Below are 16,053 nucleotides of genomic sequence, written 5' to 3' on the forward strand. Positions count from 1 at the left end.
AAACCAAAGTACCGTACAAACAGTGAAGCTGACACTCCATCATCGGCCGAAGCCTAAGAGCGCGATATACAGACGTCCGTTCGCCGAAACAAACCAAACCGCCCGCATATCTCTTCAGATATTAGCAATGTCAAAGAGCAACCCAGAAGACAAACAACCAGACCAGTGCGCCCTAAACTACCGGCGCGCCCGCCCTGATATACCCCCGAATTATCCGCCTCGTCTGCGCCAGCCTCTCAACCAACCGCCCCGTCTCGCGTCCCAACATCCGCCTCAGCAGCGCCGGTGAAGGGGTATTTAGAGTCGACGCCAAAGGTCCGCAAGAGGAAAAAACCAGGAAAACGGAAAATTTGTCATAATTCCGTTAACTCGCTGAATTTAAATGATTTAAATCCCAAACATATCAGGGTACGATCGCCTTGCACCCGTCTGCCCCAATGTCCTGTGACGTACCTCGGACCTTATCCACAGGCTTACCCACACATGCCCCTGCGTCACCTTGAGGCCAGCGTGCGAGTCACCGCCCTTTCCAGACCGGATCGCGCTTTTCAGCGAACGCGCGCGCGCCCTCCATCTGATCTTCAGACGCGTACAGCACATCAACACTCGCCAATTGCCGTTTGGTGATCCGGTTCATCATGTCCTGAAACGCCGTATCCTCGGACTCGCGCACGATGTCCTTTATGGCGGCGTAGACAAGCGGCGGCCCCGATGCCAACAGCGTTGCCATTTTGCGCGCTTCGACCATGAGTTCCGCTGCGGGATGGATATGGTTGACGAACCCCCAACGCGCCGCCTCTTCGACGTCAAGCCAGCGACCGGTCAACAACATCTCCATCGCGATGTGATAGGGAATGCGCTTGGGCAGTTTCACCGAGGCCGCATCTGCCACGGTGCCAGACCTGATCTCGGGCAGTGCAAAGCTCGCGTGGTCGGCGGCAAGGATGATATCGGCACTCAGCGCCAACTCCAAACCGCCACCGCAACAGATACCATTCACAGCGGCAATCACCGGTTTGTTCAGATCCCGGAGCTCTTGCAGGCCGCCAAAGCCACCAACCCCGTAATCGCCATCTACCGCGTCGCCTTCGGACGCCGCCTTGAGATCCCACCCCGGGCAGAAGAATTTGTCCCCTGCCCCAGTGATGATCGCCACACGCAAGTCGGGATCATCGCGGAACTCGCGGAACACCTCGCCCATCGCCCGGCTGGTCATCAGATCGATCGCGTTGGCTTTGGGACGGTTCAGCACCACTTCGAGCACATGGCCGTCCCGTGTCACGTGTAAAGGACTGTCCATCATCGCTCCTCCCGGATCAGTGCATCTGCCACCACCGCGCGGGTCGCGGTGACGATCAGCGGATTGATTTCAATTTCGGCGACCCGGCCTTCTTGCGCAACCACGTAGTCTTGCACGCTCATGATCGCCGCAATCAGTGCCGCGCGGTTGCCGGCTGGTTTGCCGCGGTAGCCGTGAAGCAGCGGCGCGATACGCAACCCGTCCAGCGCGGCACCGATCTCGGTCTTGGTGGCAGGAACCAACAGATGACACGTGTCCCGCCACAGCTCGGTCAACACGCCCCCTGCCCCAAGGGTCAGCACATAGCCATGTGCCGGATCGGCGACGATGCCCACCAGAATTTCGACGACACCGTCAGATATCATCTCTTCCATATAGTAGGTGTCACATGGCATCGCAGACGCAGCCTTTCTGACCGCGTCCGCACTATGCAGGTTCAGCATGACGCCACCGACATCCGATTTGTGCGCCACGCCCCGCGCTTTCAGCACCACAGGCAGCATGGGCTCGGCCAGACGTCCCGCTTCTTCGGGTGAGGTCGCAAGCGCATGGTGCGGTACGTCCAGACCGCAAAGCGCCAGGATGGCTTTCGCTTCGGCCTCGTCACGCATGGTTGTATCGGTGTGCGACGCGGGTTGTGGGATCGCACGGTCTGTGTCGGCGGTTTGGCCTGGTTGGTAGAGTCCCGCCAACGCATCAAGCGCAGCATCCATACCGTGCAACGGAAGGATACCTGCCTGCATAAGCCGCGCGGACTTATCTTCGGGTAAGGATTCAGACAACGATGTGAGAAGTGCGATCCGTTTGCCGGTTCGCTGGCGCGCCATGATCGCAGCCTCCTCGACACAGTCCCATGCATCGGTCTGGCACCGATCCTGTCTGGGGAAATCCACGACAATCACCGTGAGCGTCGCAGGACCGGAAGCCATAATCGCGTAGACCTCGGCCATCTTGGCCGCGTCGTTCCAGATGAAGGTGTGATAGTCGAGCGGATTGGCGCGGGTGACCAACGGGCCGAGCACCGCTTCAAGTGCGCAATCCTGCGCCTTGGTCAGTGGCGCAAAGGTCAGCCCGCGAGCATCGCCGCCATCGGCCATCAGACTCGCCTCGCCACCAGAGCAGGACAAAGACGCAATGGCCCCCGGCGTGGTTGGCCCATAAAGATGTGCGTGTTTCAGCGCTTCGATCAGCGCATCGAGCGACCGCACTCGCAGAATGCCCAAGCGGTCGAACAAGGCACTGGCCCCGACATCAGACCCGGACAGCGACGCCGTGTGCGACAGCGCGGCGGTTTGTGCGGCCTCCGACCGCCCGGATTTGAGCGCGACAACGGGTTTGCCAAGAAGGTGCGCTTCTTGCATCAGAGATTGCAGCGCCGTGAGATCACCCACCCCTTCGATATGCAGACCAAGAGCAGTGATCCTTGGGTCTTGGATCAGGGATTGCGCGATCTGGCTCAAACCCGTCTGGGCTTGATTTCCGGCTGTACCGACGAATGCGATGGGCAAGCCGCGCCGTTGCATCGACAGATTCAACGCAATGTTGGAACTTTGGGTCAGGATCGCCACACCGCTTTCTACGGGAATCAATCCGTGCACATCCGGCCAAAGCGCCACTTTGTCGAGCGCGTTGACGAAGCCGTAGCAATTGGGCCCAACAATCGCCATGTCACCCGCCGCCGCAAGCAAGGCCGCGTTCAGCTCTGCCCCGTCGCCGGTTTCGGCAAAGCCGCTCGCAAAACACACTGCGCCACCGGCCCCCTTGACGGACAGATCACGCAGGCAGTCGATGGTGGCGGTGCGATTCACCCCGATGAAACAGGCGTCCGGTGCGGCCGGTAGATCCGCAATACTTCGGATCGCACCTTCGGCATTTGGGTGCACATGCCAGACCGGGCCATGGAACCCGATCCTGTCGAGTGCGCCAATGACCGACCGGCACCACGCACCGCCGCCAATCACGGCAACGGAGGCCGGACGAAACAAACGGTTCAGGTTACCCATCACGATGCGTAACCCCGTCGTGGCGTTACCGTGTACGGAAACGGCTGGGGCTCTGCCCCAGACCCCGAGGTATTTTGAGCCCAAAGAAGCATGGCTTTACGCACCCAGAGGCCGCAGCAAATCACGGCTGATGATGTGGCGTTGGATTTCAGACGTGCCGTCCCAAATCCGCTCCACGCGCGCATCGCGCCAGAAACGCTCAATGGGGTAATCGTCCATCAACCCCATGCCGCCATGGATTTGCAACGTCGCATCCGTAACGCGCGCGAGCATCTCGCTTGCATAGAGTTTTGCGCTGGCGATTTCACGGTTTGCCGGCAGGCCCTGATCCAGCCGCCAAGCCGCGGACAGCGTCAGCCAATCGGCCGCGTCGATTTCGGTGATCATGTCAGCGATCTGAAAGCTGACCCCCTGGAACTTGCCGATCTGCTGGCCGAACTGTTTGCGCTCGGCGGCGTAGGACAGCGCATGGTCGAAGACGCGCCGCGCGCGCCCGACGCTCATCGTCGCCACGGTGATTCGCGTGGCATAAAGCCATGTGTTCATCACTTCGAAACCGCCATCCACCTCTCCGAGCACGTGCGCATCGCTCAGACGGCAATCGTCGAATTCCAGAATGCAATTCTTGTAGCCGCGGTGGCTGACGGATTTGTACCCGTCCCGCACGGTGAACCCGGGATGACCACGATCAACAAGGAAACAGGTGATCCGCTTCTTCGGTCCCTTCGGGGTCTCATCAACTCCGGTCGCCACGAAGACGATGAAGAAATCCGCGTGATCCGCGCCCGAGATGAAATGTTTGGTCCCATTGACCACCCAATCACCACCATCGCGCCGGGCGGTGCAGGCCATGCCGCGCACATCCGATCCGGCCTCGGGTTCTGTCATGGCCAGCGCGTCCATCCTTTCGCCGCGCACAGCAGGCAGAAGGTAGCGTTCTTTCTGGTCCCCCTCGCAGGCCATCAGGATGTTCTGTGGCCGCCCAAAGAAATGCGTAAGCGCCATAGACCCGCGCCCCAGTTCCCGTTCGACCAGCGCGAAATCCAGATGGCCAAGGCCTGCGCCGCCCACCTCTTCGGGAAAGTTGCAGGCATAGAACCCAAGGTCGATCACCTTGCGCTTGATCTCTTGCGCCACGTCATGCGGCACCTCACCCGTTCGTTCCACCTCGGTCTCATGCGGATAGATCTCGCGTTCGACAAAGTCGCGCACGGTGGAGACGATCATCTCCTGTTCGTCACTCAGCCCGAAGTTCATTGAGACACCTCTGCATGCGATGCCGCTAGCCGCTCCACCGCCTCCAACACCTGCGGCAGCGGCGAACAGGAGCGGCGGGTCTCAAGCGACACGTGAAGCAGGAACTGGTCGCAGGTCGCCAAGACGGCCTCGTCTGACGCCCGGTGCATCTGGTGCCACAGCTTGAGCTTTTTCCCCTGCCCGATCACCACCCGCGTGGTGACATAGATGTCTTCGCCTGCATGGGTCTCATTGAGGTACTTGATGCTTGTCTCAGCGGTGAAATAGCTGTTGCCCGCCGCGATATAAGCCCGATCGGCGCCAATATGGGTCATCAGCTCTTCGGACGCATCGCTGAACAACTGGCCATAGCGGCCTTCGTTCATGTGGCCGTTGATATCGGTCCAGTCGACAGGCACCACGCGGCGCACGGTGACGAGCGGCACACCGTCGCCCAACGGCCCCCGCAACGCGGTGTCGTGGTCGAGGATCAGCTTGCCCGCCGCCGCCCCCTGCTGCTTCAACGCTCGCAGGATGACGACAAGGTTGTTGTCCCTGAGACGCTCCAGATCACGGATGCCCATATGGCCAGACTGCGCGTCTGACTGGCCTGCGATCAGGTCGACCAGCTCATCCGTGAATTCGGGCACATCGGTCAGTTTGGTCCACGGCCATTGCAGACATGGCCCGAACTGCGCCATGAAATGCCGCATCCCGGCCTCACCACCCGCCACGCGATAGGTCTCAAACAAGCCCATCTGTGCCCAACGCAGACCGAACCCGTAGCGGATCGCGTTGTCAATCTCTTCGGTGGTGGCGATGCCGTCTTTGACCAACCAAAGCGCCTCGCGCCAGACCGCCTCGAGGAAACGATCAGCGATATGGGCGTCGATCTCGGCCCTGACGTGCAACGGATACATGCCAATCTGTGTCAGTATGTCCTTGGCGCGATCGACAATCTGGGCATCCGACGCAGCACTCGGCACCAGTTCGATCAGCGGCAGCAGGTAGACCGGGTTGAACGGATGCGCGACCATGATCTGGCCGGGGCGCGCGGCGCCCTCTTGCAACTCAGACGGTTTGAAGCCGGAGGTCGAGGAGGCCAACACCGCGCCTTCAGGACAAGCCCCCTGTATCTCCCCGATCACCTTATGCTTGATGTCCAGCCGTTCGGGCACGCTTTCCTGTATCCAGTCGGCACCCCTCACCGCCTCGGCCACGGTCGCGACCATCGTGATCGCCCCGCGCACCGGCATCGGTGCCTCATAGAGCATTGGCAGCACCCGTGCCGCGTTGCCCATCACTTCGCCCATCTTGCGCTCTGCCTCGGGGTCCGGGTCAAAGACACGCACCTCCCAACCCATCAAAGCAAACCTCGCGGCCCAGCCGCCGCCAATCACGCCACCGCCGATGATGGCCGCTACCCTGGTCATGGTGTCAAAGTCTCCGTATGTCCGTCGATGGCCACGATTTGGCCTGAAATCCGTTTCGCTTGCGGCGAGGCCAGCCACGACACCGTGTCCGCCACATCCTCTGCCGTCACCCAAGAGCGCAGTGATACACCTTTGACGTAGAGCGCGCGCACCTCTTCATGGGTCTTGCCCGAGGCCTCGGCCTCCATTGCCACCACCCGGTCCATCCGGTCGCCTTCGACCGCACCCGGGCAGATCGCGTTGACGCGCACGCCCGCCGGACCAAGCTCCATCGCAAGGGTTTTGGTCAGGCCGACAATCCCCCATTTCGCCGTCGCGTAAGGAGAGCGCAGCGGATAGCCGAACTGACCGGCGGTCGAAGAGGTCAGCACGATCAACCCCTGCCCCGCCGCTCGCATCCGACGCGCGGCCCAGCGGCAGGTGAGGAAGGTGCCCGACAGGTTCACCTCAACACAGCGGTTCCAGTCGGTAAGGCTCAGGTCTTCGATCCGTCCGGCAGGCCCACCGATCCCGGCATTGGCGCAAACGACATCGACGTGGTCCCATCCCGCGTCGATCTGATCGAAGAACGCTTGCATCTGCGCCTCATCGGTCACGTCAGCCACGCAGGCGATCTGGTCGGGATGCGCTTTTGCAAAACCGGCCACCGCGTTCGGATCGGCATCACAGATCGCAACCCGGTCACCTTCGGACAGGAACCGTTCGGCCATGGCCCGACCAAGGCCCGATGCCCCGCCGGTGATGACGACATGCCTCATAGCCGCGCCGCCACGGCTTGGGCCATCGCCGCTCCCATCGCATGGTGTGAGGCCACATCCCAATGAACGCCGTCATCGGGCGACACGGTGACCACTGATCCTGCATCGAAGAACCCGACACCCTGCCGCGCTGCCGCCGCGGCGATAAACCCGGTTAAATCTTGCTGCCGGTCTTCGGCCCCGGCAAACACGTCCTTCAACACGCCCGCTTCCCGGACAGGCACCGGTGAAACTAGAAGAATGTCTTTCACCACGCCTTCAGCGCGTGTGGCGAGGACCATCCGTTCCAGTGAACGCGATATTTCGAAAGCGGTCACTGAAAACCGATGCTTGAGGTCATTGGTCCCAAGCATCAACACCATCAGGTCAATCGGCGCATGGGTTTGCAAGATTGCAGGCAACACGGTGAGACCATTGCGCATTCCGCCTTCAACGATATCGTCATGTACTGTTGTCCGGCCCGGCAGCCCTTCCGAGATCACCTGATGGTCTGGACCCAGCGCCTTGGACATCACATCCGGCCAGCGATCGCCCGACGCATGCCGCGCAAACGCGCCCAGCTTTTCCAACGGGGTTGTTCCGTGGGTATTACTGTCTCCGTAACACAGGATAACCGCCATATCAGCCTCGCGGCGCACGTTTGGTGAGGCCCAGCTTGTCCCTTACGGCCTGCGGCCCCATGATCCGAGCCCCCATGCCTTCGATCACACCGACGGCCCGTTCAACCAATTGCGCGTTGGTGGCAAGCACACCCTTTTCCAGCCAGAGGTTGTCCTCAAGCCCCACCCGAACATGACCACCCGCCAGAACCGCAGCCGCGGCATAGGCCATCTGGTTCCGCCCCAACGAGAATGCACTGAAGGTCCAATGATCCGGCACGTTGTTTACCATCGCCATAAAGGTATTGAGATCATTCGGCGCGCCCCATGGCACTCCCATGCAAAGCTGCACGAGCGCGGGGTCGTCAAGGATACCTTCCTTGACCAACTCCTTGGCAAACCAAAGATGCCCGGTGTCGAAAGCTTCGATCTCTGGCTTCACACCCAGATCAGTCATCATCTTGCCCATCGCCCGCAACATGCCGGGTGTGTTGGTCATCACATAATCGGCTTCCGCGAAGTTCATCGTACCACAGTCGAGGGTACAGATCTCGGGCAGGCACTCCGCGATGTGCGCCACGCGTTCTTCTGCGCCCACCATGTCAGTGCCATTTGGATTGACCGGCAATGGCGCGTCGGTGGAGCCGAATGTGATATCGCCGCCCATTCCCGCCGTGAGGTTCAGCACAACGTCCACATCCGCGTCACGGATGCGATCTGTCACCTCGCGATAATACTCAACCTTTCGCGACGGCGCACCGGTCTCGGGATCGCGGACGTGACAATGGACAATCGCAGCACCCGCCTTGGCGGCCGCAATGGCGCTGTCTGCGATCTCTTTCGGAGAGCGCGGGACATGTGGGCTTCGGTCCTGCGTACCGCCCGACCCGGTGACGGCGCAGGTGATAAAGACCTCTTGTGTCATGGCTAGCGGCATGGTGATCCTCCCTCGCGTTTGGCCAGAGTTTGGCACTGGATTTTCCATCAACCATGCGGATACGGTCAGCATCATGCAAAACCCGCCAGATTCCTCTGCCGCGCGGTTGAAAATCGGGTTCCTGCTGATCGACCGGTTTTCTAATCTGTGCCTGTCCAACGCGCTCGAGCCCCTGCGCGCAGCCAATAGCTTTGCTGACGCGCCGGTTTATTCATGGGCCTTTTACAGCCTCGATGGTGATGCGGTGCGATCAAGCTCGGGGATGGCGGTTTTACCAAATGGTAAAATCGGCGATCTCACCCGCGTGGACCGGCTCTATGTCATTGCGAGTTATGGACATCTTGCCAATGACACCCCCGCAACGCGGCGCGCTTTGCAGCAGGCGGACCGGCGCTGTGGTGCGATGTTCGGGCTGGATGCCGGGGCATGGCTGATGGCGTCGGCGGGGTTGCTTGCGGGGCGGCGGGCGACGGTGCATTGGGATCTGCTCGACGCTTTTTCCGAGCGATTTCTGGATGTTGACGTCGAACAAGCGCTCTGGGTCGAGGATGGCGATGTGCTCACCTGCGCGGGAGCGTCCGCGACGTTGGGGTTGAGCCGTCATCTGATCGCGCGGGATGTGGGGGCGGCGGTGGCGTTGGATGTGGATGCGCTTTTTACACCGCCGGTACGGAGCGATGCACTGCCGTCGATCCGCGATCCGCTGCTGACAAGGGCGACGCGGATCATGCGAGAGAACATAGAGCAACCGATTGATATACATGACCTTTCCGCGCGCCTGAACACCAGCCCGCGCACCCTCACACGGCGCTGTCAGGGGGTGTTGGGGATGACGCCGGGGCGGTTGTATCGGCATATTCGGTTGAGTGTGGCGAAAGCTTTGGTGGAGGGGTCTACGGCGAGCATTGCGGAGATTGCGGTGCGGTGTGGGTATGAGGACCCCACGGCGCTGACGCGGGCGTTTCGGAAACGGTTTGGTTCCGCGCCGCGGGCGTTTCGTGGCGAGACTGCCAACAAGTCGACCTAAAAACGCCTTAATTTCAGAACACTAAGGCCTCCTGTCAAAGCGCCTGGGGAGGCTTTATGCGACATTATCCTGACCTGCAAAACGCAGGTCACACCGATCAACGTCGGGCAAAACTGTTTGAATTGCACCGTCAGGAACAGCTTCAGACGGGGTCTGGACGGACGTATCCGGCACCGGAAATGCAGCGTCCGGACATTGCGCTGGCGCTTCGGGAACGGGCGATCCGTACGCTTCGACCCCGCGATCCGTACAATTCATCCGTACGGTAGAGGCCCTTCCGTACGGTTCATCTGTACGGTTGGACCCGTTTCGTACGGTTGACCCACAAAACTGCTGTGAACCGTACGGTTCAGCCTTTGAACCCGGTCGCGACGACGAATTTTTCGGAACTGTCGGACCGGGACGCGGGCGGCTTGACGTTCACCACTTTGGTGAAGCGCTGCTTGAGAAGCTGCTGCAAACTGCCCTCTGCCCCGCCGGCCAGAACCTTGGCGACGAAGGTGCCGCCCTCTTCAAGCACGTCGAAGGCAAAGTAGGCGGCGGTTTCGCACAGGTGGATGATGCGCAGGTGGTCGGTCTGTTTGTGGCCCGAGGATGAGGCGGCCATGTCGGACATGACGACATCGGCCTTGCCACCCAACCAGTCCTTGACCTGATCATCCGCGCCTTCATCTAGGAAATCGAGCTGGTGCAATTCGCAGCCGGCAATCGGCTCCATCTCTTGCAGGTCGATGCCAAGGACGGTGCCGATCTTCTTGCCCGGCTTTTCGCCAAGCGCGTTCACCCGCTTGACGGCAACCTGACACCAGCCACCGGGGGCAGCCCCCAGATCGACGACGCGGGCACCGGGGACGAGGAAGCGGTACTTTTCGTCCAGTTCGAGAATCTTGTAGGCGGCGCGGCCCCGGTAGCCTTCGGCATGGGCGCGCTTGACGTAAGGATCGTTCAACTGCCGCTGAAGCCAGCGGGTCGAGGACAGCTTGCGGCCCCGGGCGGATTTCACCTTGACCTTGAGGTCCCGCTGTCCGCGCCCGGAGGTGTTCTTGCCGTCCGGGGTCTTGCCGGTTGGGGTCTTGGCCATGTCTGCGCCCTTTGTGGTGGTTTGGAGGGCGGTGTAGCATGGGTTTGGGGGAAGGTCATGGGGGTTGGTTGCGGAGGTGCAGATCACGTGAGAACTTATTGGTGCATGCTCGCACGCACCCTACGTTTGGCATGGGTTTTTGGGCATGGTGGTGCGTGCGAGCACAGACCCTTCGCGTTGTAGGGTGCGTGATTTCACGCACCATTTTCATGTCATGTTAACCGTGCGCGTCGATGGTTGGAGCATGTCCAATTATCGTCGCCCCAGACTCGCGGGCATCCCGATCTTCTTTACTGTGGCTCTCGCAGATCGGCGGAGCAATTTACTTGTTCAAGAGATTGACCTTTTGCGCCAAGCGGTGAGACTCACAAGAGCCGAAAGGCCTTTCGGAATAGATGCCTGGGTCGTCCTGCCCGATCACTTGCATTGTATATGGCGACTGCCCGACGGCGATACCGACTATCCAACGCGATGGCGGCTGATCAAGTCCAGGTTCTCACGCGAGGTTCCGCTGGGACCTGTTCGCAGCAGCCATGTCAAACGGCAAGAACGCGGCGTATGGCAACGCCGATATTGGGAACATCACATTCGCGATGAGACGGATTTTGCTGCGCATGTGCTATATTGTTGGCTCAATCCGGTGAAGCATGGTCTGGTGGACAGGCCGGAGGATTGGGTGTTTTCGAGCTTTCGGCAGGACTATTTGATTCCGGGATGACTGGTGCGTGCGAGCACGCACCCTACAGATTTAAGCTTATTGGTTGCATTCGCACAAATACCGGCAATTCTGGAAAGGTGAAAATGCGATCACGCTTGAAAAGCCGGAACCCAATATGAATAAAGCTTTTGCCACAGCGGCCTGTTTGCAAGGATTTAGATGCGGCATGCTGGCCGTTTTGCTTGTTGCGCTTCTATCTCAGGGAACGAAAGCTTTCGCAGGTGATTGCATTGAAAGCAACATGCCGGAAGTCATCCACGAATTGTCGTCAAACATTCTGGACGGAAATTATGGCGATTTCTTTGACAACCTTTCAAAACCGGCAATTGTTGGCGGGCAGCTGGATTACAGCGCAGACGACATATCATTGTTGACGTCCGCGTTCCCAAACGGTTTCTCAGACTGTTTTGTGATGTTGGATAGATCGCAGAATCCAAGCCACCAACAGGTCCTGATCGCGTTTTTTGGCAAGGGTTTCGGACTATTTCTGTATCTTGAGGCTTTTCGTCCCAACGATACGTGGGAGATCTGGGACTACCGGTTGTCGACGTCCTTTGAAGAGGTAAGGGCGCTGTTGAATTGATCCATACGGAGGTGCGTGCGAGCACGCACCCTACAGATTAAACCGATTGTAGGGTGCGTGATCTCACGCACCGCACTCTTCACGCCCTTCACCGAGCACTTGTCCGCCTCTCCCATTGCTGGACCAGACCGAACTGGACGCCCTGAACCACACAGTGAAAGGCCAGCGTCCGTCCGGGGTGGGCGCTGCGACGGTGGAGCGAGGCGCTCCGATTGGCTCAGAATGACGCTTCTTCGGCGTAATGTTGGTGCAGAAGCGCCCGCCCGGGGGGCGGACGGGCGCTGGCCCGTTCCGGGCTGGGGGGTGACCTCTTGGGTTTGGGTTGGGTGCGTAGCGTGCCGGGCTGAAGCCAGGCCTACGGGTTTGGTGAGGGATTGCCGTGCGGATGCCCGGCCTACGGGGTCAGGCGCGACGCCATGCGCTCGACCGCCTCTCCCATTGCTGGACGAGGCCGTATTCGATGCTCAGCATCACTCCGGTGAAGGCCAGCGCGTAGGCCATGACGGTCGCGGTGTCGAAGAGCTGAAAATAGAGGTGGATCTGGAAGCCGACGCCGTTGGAGCGGCCGAGGAACTCGACCACCAGCACGATTTTCCAGATCACGGCCAGCCCGTTGCGGGTGCTGGTGGCGACGAACGGCCCAAGCTGGGGCCAGATGATGTGACGCAGGCGGGTCATCGGCGTCAGGCGGTAGACCTGCGCCATGTCGCCCACGCCTCGGTCGAGCGTGCGGACGCCCTCTCGGATCGTGACGGTGACCATGGCGGTCTTGTTGAGGGCGACGGCGATGATGGCCGCGACTTCGTTCAGGCCGATCCAGAGGTAGCAGAGCACGATGATCACCAGCGCGGGCAGGTTCAGAAAGACGGTGACCCACGGGTCGAGCCACATGTTGAGCCGCTCGGACCGGCCCATGGCGAGGCCGAGCGCCATGCCGACCGTCATGGCGAGGGTGAAGGCGAGTGCCACGCGGCGCAGGGTGTTGGCCATGTGGTACCAGAGCGCGCCGGAGGCGCTCTCGTCGGCGATCTCGTGCCAGACGGCCCATGGGGTGGGCAGGATGTCGGCGTCGTTCATCGCCCAGGCGCCGAGCGTCCAGGCGGCGATCAGCAGGGCGAGCGAGATCAGGGTGACATGGGGTGGTGCGCGCATGGGGGGAGCATAGGGGATTCTGTGGTGGCGTGGCTGTTGGACGAAGGTCCAATAGGGCTGCGCGGGCGGCGCTTTTATGGTCGCGGTCATGGGAAGATTCCGTTTTATTCTTGCCGCAGTTTTGTGGTGTGTGAGCGCAGTTTGCGCGGTTGCTGAGGTTTTGTCGGAAGACGAGATCGCGGGGCAGATTTACGCACCGATGAGCCTTGGGGCGCTGATCTCGGACAATGGGGTGTATGAGCTGCTCAATTCCGGCGGTGCGCATGCAGGCTATGTGTTCCAGACCGAGCCGATGGCCCCCCTGCCCGGCTTTTCCGGCGCGCCGATCAATGTGCTGGTGGTGCTGGATCCGGACGGGCGGTTTCTGGATGTGCAGCTGTTGGACCATAACGAGCCGATCTTTGTGTCGGGTCTGGGTCAGGCGCCGTTTCATGCGTTCTTCGAGCAGTATCGCGGGCATTCGATCAGCGACTCGCTGGTGGTGGGCACGCCGTATGGGGGCGCGACCGGTGGCGGTGGGTTGATCTATCTGGATGGTGTGACGAAGGCGACGGCGTCGATCCGGATCGCGCACGAGTCGGTGCTGGCGGCGGCGCTGCAGGTGGCGCGGGAGAAGATGCAGGGGATCGCGTCCGGGCCGCCTGCGTATCCCGATCCCGAGTATGTCGAGGTGCTGAGCTGGGACGATCTGGTGACGCAGGGGCTGATCACGCGGCGGGTGGCCACGAATGCCGACGTGCAGGCGCTGTTTGCGGGCACGGTGTGGGAGGATGACGACTCGGAGGCGCTGGATGAGCCGGACGCGCCCTACCTTGATCTGTGGATCGCGGATGTGGGGCCCTCGTCAATCGCCCGCGTGCTGCTGGACGCGGACACATTGGAGGAACTGGACCGGTTCATGTCGATCTCGACCTTCGACGAGCCGATCCTTGTGATCGAAACGGCGCGGCACGGGTTGGTGTCTGAAGATTTCGTCCGCAACACCGCGCCCGACTGGATCGGGGCGGAACAGGACGGGTTCCCGGTGGCGTTGCGGGATGCGGATCTGTTTGTCGAGTTGAGCGACGCGGTGCCGGACGACTTGCACGATGGTGTGGCGATGATCCTGCGCACCGACCGGCGGCTGGGGTTCGATCCAACGCGGGACTGGACGCTGAGTGTCGACGCGGTGCGGGAACACGGGATGTTCCAGCCCGAGATAGGATCGGTGCAGCTGACCACGACTCATGTGACCGATGACAGGTTCTTTGCCCGCCCGGTGGTGGTGGAAAAGCTGCCGCCTTGGAAAGAGGCGATCCTGAACCGGCAGACCGATCTGATCGCTCTGGCGGTGGTCCTTGCGGGATTGGTCGCGCTGCTGTTGGGGGCGCAAAGCTGGCTGGCGGGATTGGCCGCGTTCACGCCGGTGCGGTTGGGCATCCTTGCCGGTGTTCTGGGCTTTGTCGGTTGGTGGGGACAGGGGCAGTTGTCCATCGTCACCCCGCTGGCCGCGTTGCAGACCTCGATGGCGGGTGGGTCGTATGCCTTTTTGCTTTACGATCCGTTCTCGCTGCTGATCTGGGGAGCGGTGATCGTGGGCTTCGTGCTGTGGGGGCGGGGGCTGTTCTGCGGCTGGCTTTGCCCGTTTGGCGCATTGCAGGAATTCGCGCACCATCTGGGACGGCTGATGCGCCTTCCGAAGATCGAACCAAGCGCGCGCTGGGATGCGCGGCTGAAATCTCTGAAATACGTGGCTTTGGCCGGATTGGTTGCAATCACGATCTTCGCCCCCTCCTACATGGATAAGGCAGCAGAGATCGAACCGTTCAAGACGGCGATCACCACATTCTTTGTGCGCGAATGGTATTACGTCGCCTATGCCGGGCTGTGGCTGGTGCTGGGGATGTTCGTCTTCAAAGGGTTCTGCCGCTACCTTTGCCCGCTGGGGGCACTGATGGCCATCGGTGGCGTGCTCCGTCTGCGCCGGTGGATTCCGCGCCGTGAAGAATGTGGATCGCCCTGCCAGCTGTGCCGCGTCAAATGCAACTACGAGGCCATCGCGCCAAGCGGCAAGGTCCAATACTCCGAATGCTTCCAATGCCTTGATTGCGTGACCATCCATGATGACGCGGATCAATGCGTGCCCTTGATCCTCAAGGGCCGTGCTGCGCGTCGTGCACCGCGCAATCTGGGCCATCCCAACACGGTGCCTGCCGAATGAAACGACGTCGCTTCCTGACCCTTGCCGCTGCTTTTGCCTGTGCCCCTGCTCTTGCACAAGCCGACACGTGGTCGGGTCAGGCGCTGGGGGCGGATGTGTCGGTGACATTGCACGGGCCACGCGAGATGACACAGAAGGCGCTGGCGGATGTGCCACGCCTGCTGGTCAATTTCGAAGAAGCGTTCAGCCTGTTTCGCCCGACCTCACATCTGAGCCGGCTCAACATGATGGGACGGCTGCGCGATCCAAATGCCCTGATGCGGACGCTTATGGTACGGGCGGATGAGGCCCATCGCCTGACCGGCGGGTTGTTCGATCCGACGGTCCAGACGTTGTGGGAGGCGCTTGCGCGCGGGCGGGACACCGCGCCTGCACGGGCTGCGCTTGGGTGGGATCGCGTGCGCTTCTCGGACCGGATGATTGAACTGCAGACAGGTCAGGCGCTGACCTTCAACGGGATCGCGCAAGGCTTTGCGACCGACGTGATGCGGCTTTTGCTGCGCAAACATGGCGCTGAGACAGCGCTTGTGAATATCGGCGAACACGCTGCGATGGGTGGCCCCTTCACATTGGGCATCGAAGACCCGACACATGGCCATCTGGGTACAAAAGAGTTGCGCGATATGACCATCGCCACATCCAGCCCCGCCGCGATGTCACTTGGAACCCGTGCGCATATCCTTGGACCACGCGGTGAAACGCCGATCTGGTCCACGGTCAGCATCGAAGCCAAATCAGCCACGATGGCGGATGCGCTGTCGACGGCGGCCGTGTTCATGGAGCGGGACGCGCTTGAGCGCTTGAAGGTTGCCGCAGGGTTGCACCGCGTCACGCTGGTCGACGCGGATGGCAACATCCAGACCGTCTGATCTTCTCTGTTTCAAAAATACCTCGGGGGTGCGGGGGCGTCGTCCATAGGGCTTGAACCAATGGCGCCTCAACGGACGACCCCCGATTTTGCGTCAACGCAAAATCACGATGCGTCGACGCATCGTGCGCCCCAAACGAAAAAGCCCCGGTTTGAAA

Annotated in this window: 15 protein-coding genes; 6 read left to right on the plus strand and 9 right to left on the minus strand. The window is 60.9% G+C overall.

Annotated elements, in window-relative coordinates:
- Window positions 1-517: 517 nt before the first annotated feature.
- The 7 genes from ACK3EW_RS09570 to bcoG all read right to left on the minus strand — a co-directional run bounded on the left by ACK3EW_RS09570 (window position 518) and on the right by bcoG (window position 8,266).
- Window positions 518-1,303, minus strand: coding sequence for a carnitinyl-CoA dehydratase (locus ACK3EW_RS09570; RefSeq protein WP_493809384.1), 786 nt, complete (start codon window positions 1,301-1,303; stop codon window positions 518-520).
- Window positions 1,300-3,303, minus strand: a complete 2,004-nt coding sequence (locus tag ACK3EW_RS09575) for an acetate--CoA ligase family protein (protein ID WP_493809385.1) — start codon at window positions 3,301-3,303, stop codon at window positions 1,300-1,302. Before ACK3EW_RS09575 ends, ACK3EW_RS09570 begins: the two co-directional genes overlap by 4 nt.
- 96 nt (window positions 3,304-3,399) lie before the next feature.
- Window positions 3,400-4,560: an acyl-CoA dehydrogenase family protein gene (locus ACK3EW_RS09580; protein WP_493809386.1), complete on the minus strand. Its 1,161-nt coding sequence runs from the start codon at window positions 4,558-4,560 to the stop codon at window positions 3,400-3,402.
- Window positions 4,557-5,972, minus strand: a complete 1,416-nt coding sequence (locus ACK3EW_RS09585; protein ID WP_493809387.1) for a carnitine 3-dehydrogenase — start codon at window positions 5,970-5,972, stop codon at window positions 4,557-4,559. Before ACK3EW_RS09585 ends, ACK3EW_RS09580 begins: the two co-directional genes overlap by 4 nt.
- Window positions 5,969-6,730 (minus strand): SDR family oxidoreductase, encoded by a 762-nt coding sequence (locus ACK3EW_RS09590; protein ID WP_493809388.1) that lies wholly within the window; start codon window positions 6,728-6,730, stop codon window positions 5,969-5,971. The genes ACK3EW_RS09585 and ACK3EW_RS09590 overlap by 4 nt, the downstream gene beginning before the upstream one ends.
- Window positions 6,727-7,350: a GDSL-type esterase/lipase family protein gene (locus tag ACK3EW_RS09595; protein WP_493809389.1), complete on the minus strand. Its 624-nt coding sequence runs from the start codon at window positions 7,348-7,350 to the stop codon at window positions 6,727-6,729. Before ACK3EW_RS09595 ends, ACK3EW_RS09590 begins: the two co-directional genes overlap by 4 nt.
- A gap of 1 nt (window position 7,351) precedes the next feature.
- Window positions 7,352-8,266 (minus strand): 3-dehydrocarnitine:acetyl-CoA trimethylamine transferase BcoG, encoded by a 915-nt coding sequence (gene bcoG / locus ACK3EW_RS09600; protein ID WP_439121367.1) that lies wholly within the window; start codon window positions 8,264-8,266, stop codon window positions 7,352-7,354.
- Here bcoG and ACK3EW_RS09605 point away from each other — a divergent pair.
- A complete protein-coding gene (locus ACK3EW_RS09605) occupies window positions 8,253-9,293 on the plus strand; it encodes a GlxA family transcriptional regulator (protein WP_493809390.1) in 1,041 nt (346 codons plus the stop codon). The genes bcoG and ACK3EW_RS09605 overlap by 14 nt on opposite strands.
- A 56-nt stretch (window positions 9,294-9,349) precedes the next feature.
- Window positions 9,350-9,562, plus strand: coding sequence for a hypothetical protein (locus ACK3EW_RS09610; RefSeq protein WP_439121365.1), 213 nt, complete (start codon window positions 9,350-9,352; stop codon window positions 9,560-9,562).
- An 80-nt stretch (window positions 9,563-9,642) separates the two neighbouring features.
- On the opposite strand, the gene ACK3EW_RS09615 is transcribed toward ACK3EW_RS09610, so the two are convergent.
- A complete protein-coding gene (locus ACK3EW_RS09615) occupies window positions 9,643-10,374 on the minus strand; it encodes an RlmE family RNA methyltransferase (RefSeq protein WP_493809391.1) in 732 nt (243 codons plus the stop codon).
- Between the two features lie 244 nt (window positions 10,375-10,618).
- Here ACK3EW_RS09615 and ACK3EW_RS09620 point away from each other — a divergent pair, with 244 nt between their 5' ends.
- Both ACK3EW_RS09620 and ACK3EW_RS09625 read left to right on the plus strand, forming a co-directional pair.
- Window positions 10,619-11,092 carry an REP-associated tyrosine transposase gene (locus tag ACK3EW_RS09620; RefSeq protein ID WP_493809715.1) on the plus strand — a complete coding sequence of 158 codons (474 nt, stop codon included), beginning with the start codon at window positions 10,619-10,621 and terminating at the stop codon, window positions 11,090-11,092.
- 115 nt (window positions 11,093-11,207) lie between these two features.
- Entirely contained in the window at window positions 11,208-11,675 is a 468-nt protein-coding gene (locus ACK3EW_RS09625; protein ID WP_493809392.1) for a hypothetical protein, read from the plus strand.
- A 402-nt stretch (window positions 11,676-12,077) separates the two neighbouring features.
- Here the strand turns inward: ACK3EW_RS09625 and ACK3EW_RS09630 are convergent, their stop codons facing one another.
- Window positions 12,078-12,917: an ABC transporter permease gene (locus ACK3EW_RS09630; protein WP_493809393.1), complete on the minus strand. Its 840-nt coding sequence runs from the start codon at window positions 12,915-12,917 to the stop codon at window positions 12,078-12,080.
- On the opposite strand from ACK3EW_RS09630, the gene ACK3EW_RS09635 reads away from it, so the two are divergent.
- Both ACK3EW_RS09635 and ACK3EW_RS09640 read left to right on the plus strand, forming a co-directional pair.
- Window positions 12,916-15,027 carry a 4Fe-4S binding protein gene (locus ACK3EW_RS09635; protein ID WP_493809394.1) on the plus strand — a complete coding sequence of 704 codons (2,112 nt, stop codon included), beginning with the start codon at window positions 12,916-12,918 and terminating at the stop codon, window positions 15,025-15,027. The two genes, ACK3EW_RS09630 and ACK3EW_RS09635, sit on opposite strands and share 2 nt — an antisense overlap.
- Window positions 15,024-15,896, plus strand: a complete 873-nt coding sequence (locus ACK3EW_RS09640; protein WP_493809395.1) for an FAD:protein FMN transferase — start codon at window positions 15,024-15,026, stop codon at window positions 15,894-15,896. Before ACK3EW_RS09635 ends, ACK3EW_RS09640 begins: the two co-directional genes overlap by 4 nt.
- Window positions 15,897-16,053: the final 157 nt, after the last annotated feature.

It is taken from the genome of Marivita sp. NO-S04, from assembly GCF_059070475.1.

What these genes read in the sequence shown, in the direction of transcription:
- ACK3EW_RS09640 (WP_493809395.1), top strand. Translation starts at nt 15,024, where the DNA reads ATGAAACGACGTCGCTTCCTGACCCTTGCCGCTGCTTTTGCCTGTGCC.
- ACK3EW_RS09590 (WP_493809388.1), bottom strand. Translation starts at nt 6,730, where the DNA reads ATGAGGCATGTCGTCATCACCGGCGGGGCATCGGGCCTTGGTCGGGCC.
- ACK3EW_RS09605 (WP_493809390.1), top strand. Translation starts at nt 8,253, where the DNA reads ATGGCTAGCGGCATGGTGATCCTCCCTCGCGTTTGGCCAGAGTTTGGC.
- ACK3EW_RS09575 (WP_493809385.1), bottom strand. Translation starts at nt 3,303, where the DNA reads ATGGGTAACCTGAACCGTTTGTTTCGTCCGGCCTCCGTTGCCGTGATT.
- ACK3EW_RS09630 (WP_493809393.1), bottom strand. Translation starts at nt 12,917, where the DNA reads ATGACCGCGACCATAAAAGCGCCGCCCGCGCAGCCCTATTGGACCTTC.
- ACK3EW_RS09580 (WP_493809386.1), bottom strand. Translation starts at nt 4,560, where the DNA reads ATGAACTTCGGGCTGAGTGACGAACAGGAGATGATCGTCTCCACCGTG.
- ACK3EW_RS09610 (WP_439121365.1), top strand. Translation starts at nt 9,350, where the DNA reads ATGCGACATTATCCTGACCTGCAAAACGCAGGTCACACCGATCAACGT.
- ACK3EW_RS09585 (WP_493809387.1), bottom strand. Translation starts at nt 5,972, where the DNA reads ATGACCAGGGTAGCGGCCATCATCGGCGGTGGCGTGATTGGCGGCGGC.
- bcoG (WP_439121367.1), bottom strand. Translation starts at nt 8,266, where the DNA reads ATGCCGCTAGCCATGACACAAGAGGTCTTTATCACCTGCGCCGTCACC.
- ACK3EW_RS09595 (WP_493809389.1), bottom strand. Translation starts at nt 7,350, where the DNA reads ATGGCGGTTATCCTGTGTTACGGAGACAGTAATACCCACGGAACAACC.
- ACK3EW_RS09635 (WP_493809394.1), top strand. Translation starts at nt 12,916, where the DNA reads ATGGGAAGATTCCGTTTTATTCTTGCCGCAGTTTTGTGGTGTGTGAGC.
- ACK3EW_RS09620 (WP_493809715.1), top strand. Translation starts at nt 10,619, where the DNA reads ATGTCCAATTATCGTCGCCCCAGACTCGCGGGCATCCCGATCTTCTTT.
- ACK3EW_RS09570 (WP_493809384.1), bottom strand. Translation starts at nt 1,303, where the DNA reads ATGATGGACAGTCCTTTACACGTGACACGGGACGGCCATGTGCTCGAA.
- ACK3EW_RS09615 (WP_493809391.1), bottom strand. Translation starts at nt 10,374, where the DNA reads ATGGCCAAGACCCCAACCGGCAAGACCCCGGACGGCAAGAACACCTCC.
- ACK3EW_RS09625 (WP_493809392.1), top strand. Translation starts at nt 11,208, where the DNA reads ATGAATAAAGCTTTTGCCACAGCGGCCTGTTTGCAAGGATTTAGATGC.